This is a genomic window from Erwinia sp. V71, assembly GCF_965644245.1.
GTDB lineage: Bacteria > Pseudomonadota > Gammaproteobacteria > Enterobacterales > Enterobacteriaceae > Erwinia.
Genome location: NZ_CBFFRK010000215.1, coordinates 1 through 2,671, shown reverse-complemented (window position 1 = coordinate 2,671; position 2,671 = coordinate 1). Strand labels below are relative to the sequence as shown.

At 49.0% G+C, this 2,671-nt stretch carries 3 protein-coding genes and 1 pseudogene; 1 reads left to right on the top strand and 3 read right to left on the bottom strand.

From position 1 onward, the window contains the following. Positions 1 to 79: 79 nt before the first annotated feature. Positions 80 to 460, top strand: a pseudogene (locus tag ACSZO1_RS22125) (IS1 family transposase); the annotation flags it as partial. A 571-nt stretch (positions 461 to 1,031) separates the two neighbouring features. On the opposite strand, the gene ACSZO1_RS22120 reads toward ACSZO1_RS22125, so the two are convergent. The 3 genes from ACSZO1_RS22120 to ACSZO1_RS22110 all read right to left on the bottom strand — a co-directional run bounded on the left by ACSZO1_RS22120 (position 1,032) and on the right by ACSZO1_RS22110 (position 2,480). Continuing rightward, positions 1,032 to 1,454 (bottom strand): YidB family protein, encoded by a 423-nt coding sequence (locus ACSZO1_RS22120; protein ID WP_437616500.1) that lies wholly within the window; start codon positions 1,452 to 1,454, stop codon positions 1,032 to 1,034. Positions 1,455 to 1,464: 10 nt separating this feature from the next. Further along, positions 1,465 to 1,920 (bottom strand): peptidoglycan-binding protein LysM, encoded by a 456-nt coding sequence (gene lysM, locus ACSZO1_RS22115; RefSeq protein WP_437616499.1) that lies wholly within the window; start codon positions 1,918 to 1,920, stop codon positions 1,465 to 1,467. 203 nt (positions 1,921 to 2,123) lie between these two features. Beyond that, complete coding sequence (locus ACSZO1_RS22110; protein ID WP_437616497.1) at positions 2,124 to 2,480, bottom strand: hypothetical protein; 357 nt, start codon at positions 2,478 to 2,480, stop codon at positions 2,124 to 2,126. Positions 2,481 to 2,671: the final 191 nt, after the last annotated feature.

Genomic DNA, 2,671 nt, shown 5'->3' with positions numbered 1-2,671 from the left:
TCCCGGCTGATCGAAGAGATGCGAAACTGTGATCGAACTTCGATGCCAATCCGTGATCGTTCAGAGCGGAATACGCAGTGAAGCCGATGAACAGTGGTCATATGTCCGCTGTAAAGGCAATCAACGCTGGCTGTTTTATGCCTATGACCGCATCCGAAAGCGCGTCATCGCCCATGTATTTGGCCCACGAAATGCGCTGACATTAAAGCGTCTTCTGGTTTTGCTGAGCCAGTTTAGCATTGCCTTCTACATGACCGATGCCTGGCCGGTATACCGAACTTTATTGTCCTCAACCAGTCATGTTATCAGCAAGAAATACACCCAGCGGATAGAGCGACATAATCTGAACCTGCGGACACATCTTAAGCGGCTTACCCGCAAAACCATATGCTTCTCAAAGTCTGAAGAGATGCACGACAAGATCATCGGCTGGTATCTGACAATCAACCACTACCACTAAATCTGCGTCACGACCCGCATTTGGATGCCGGGCTTATCGTTAAATTAGGGCTGAATCGTAATACCAGAACGTTGAATGTATTCATCAACGCGATCGCCAATGTTTACAATTTTGGCAAAATTCACATCTGCCGATGACACGTATAGATCAGTTGCGGATGCAGGCATAGGCAAGGTTGCACGATGACCATCGACGGAACCAGGGTTTTTCTATCAACAAACGAAGAACCATAGCGAATGACCTGATTCTACTTATCACCTCCGTTAAAAATGGGGGGATTACCATCTATCAGGCTGAATTCGTCAAGTGGACGTCTGACTGTGATTTCATGAAGTAAAAAACTGTTATACGTCGCCACATCCTGTTACATAGCAAGCCGTGTCGGCTGGGGTACTCGCAGCAGCCGACACAGGCGTGAACCAGATCACGTCCCAGAATAGGGGCAATGTAGGGCGGGGGCCACGCCACCGGTTTTCAGACCGTTTCCGGGTAGCTGCACTGCAGGCCAACTACCCGGGGGTGGCACTTCAGGCCCCGACTTTTTTAGGAGCAATGCTTTAACGGCAGGCCTTTAACCAAATAATTTACCTTTCAGCAGATTAAGCCCTGCGGAAACCAGATCACCCTGAGCCGCCGTTTCACCCTGTGGCGAGAGACCATCGACGATTTTTGGCAGATATTCAGAAATCAGTGCCGAAGCAGTTTGCGAATCGATGCCCAGTTTCGCCCCGAGCTCCTGAAGTGCAGGCGAACCGAATACCGAAGTGATCTGCTCGCTGCTCACCGCCATGTTACTCTGCTGGCTAATCCATGATTCGACGATTTCACCTAAGCCACCATTGCGGAATTTTTCCATAATGCCCTGAATCCCGCCCTGCTGCTCAATCCAGGTCATGATCGTCTGAAGCTGTTCAGCTTTACCTGGCTGCCCGTCAGACATGCCGCCAATTATATCTAATAATCCCATTACAGACTCCTTAAAAATATTGCTGATACACCCGGATTCACGGCTTACCTGCAGGAATAATCAGCACCTGCCCCGGATAGATTTTATCGGGATGTGTCAGCATCGGTTTATTGGCTTCAAAAATACGCTGATAGTCACTGGCTGTGCCATACATTGCTTTCGCAATGGCGCTCAGGGTGTCACCGGATTTCACCGTGTAATAGCGGCTTTCTGCTCCGCTTTGCGTGACAGTAACGCTGTCATTGACCTGCCCGACTCCTGCCACGTTACCTACGGCCACCAGAATTTTTTCCTTATCTTCCTGTGAGCCGACATCGCCGGTTACCGTCGCGCTACCATCTTCCGCCACGGCAATACTGACGTTCTCAGCTCCGGGAAGGTTAAGACTACCAATGTGTTTTTTCAGCTTTTCAGCCTGATCTTCTTTACTTCCGCCAGAAACGGCACCCAGAATTTTCTCGCCAGCCTCTTTCACAAAACTTAATAATCCCATTTTTCATTACCTCTGTTACTGTTCATGATGAATAACTTAATCATGAACCGGTAAAAATAGCGTATAAATGCTAGGTATCTGAGGAAGCGGCAATTTCCGACGTCTGAGCAGTTGCATCTGTAATGTCGCGAAATACACACCAGCCTGCTGCAGCCAAAATCATCCGCCAGTATCTGCCGGCGGCTTCCGGGCAGTAAATTATGTTACCCGGTTACTTTCTTTTTAAGTGATTCAGCCCCTTCCTTGGTTTTGTTCCATCCCTTCTCCGCCCCTTCTTTGGTTGCATCCCAGCCTTTTTCGGTGCCCTCTTTGGTTTTATGCCAGGCTTTCTGGGTACCTTCGCTGATTTTGCTGCCGGTGGTGTTGCTTTCTCCTTCCGCAGCATGTTTTGCTTTCAGTTTCAGCTCTTCACCTTCATTCTGCGCCTGATGCAGTTTCTCCTTTGCGGTGTTCGCGCTCTCGTTTGCTGTAGCGACCGTTTCGTCAGTAGCATGGGTGGTAGTGGCGAGCACTGGAGTGGCCAGCAGAAATGCAGAGAATGCGATGGCTGTCTTTTTCATACAAAATCCTCGTTAAGGTTATAAGTCCTGACTTCACAGACAAGCATGGCATGTAAATTGAAAAATGCTTTAAGAATTCGCCTTGAATACTGGATTGGCCCCTATATTTCTAGACGGCGGATTCAAGTTCGAAGTGCAACGCTAAGCCGCCTGTCTTAACTCTGCAAAGACCACTGAAGGCTGCCGGAACC

Bases quoted from the DNA above. Each gene is read 5' to 3' on its own strand.
- lysM (WP_437616499.1), bottom strand. From the start codon at position 1,920: ATGGGATTATTAAGTTTTGTGAAAGAGGCTGGCGAGAAAATTCTGGGT.
- ACSZO1_RS22110 (WP_437616497.1), bottom strand. From the start codon at position 2,480: ATGAAAAAGACAGCCATCGCATTCTCTGCATTTCTGCTGGCCACTCCA.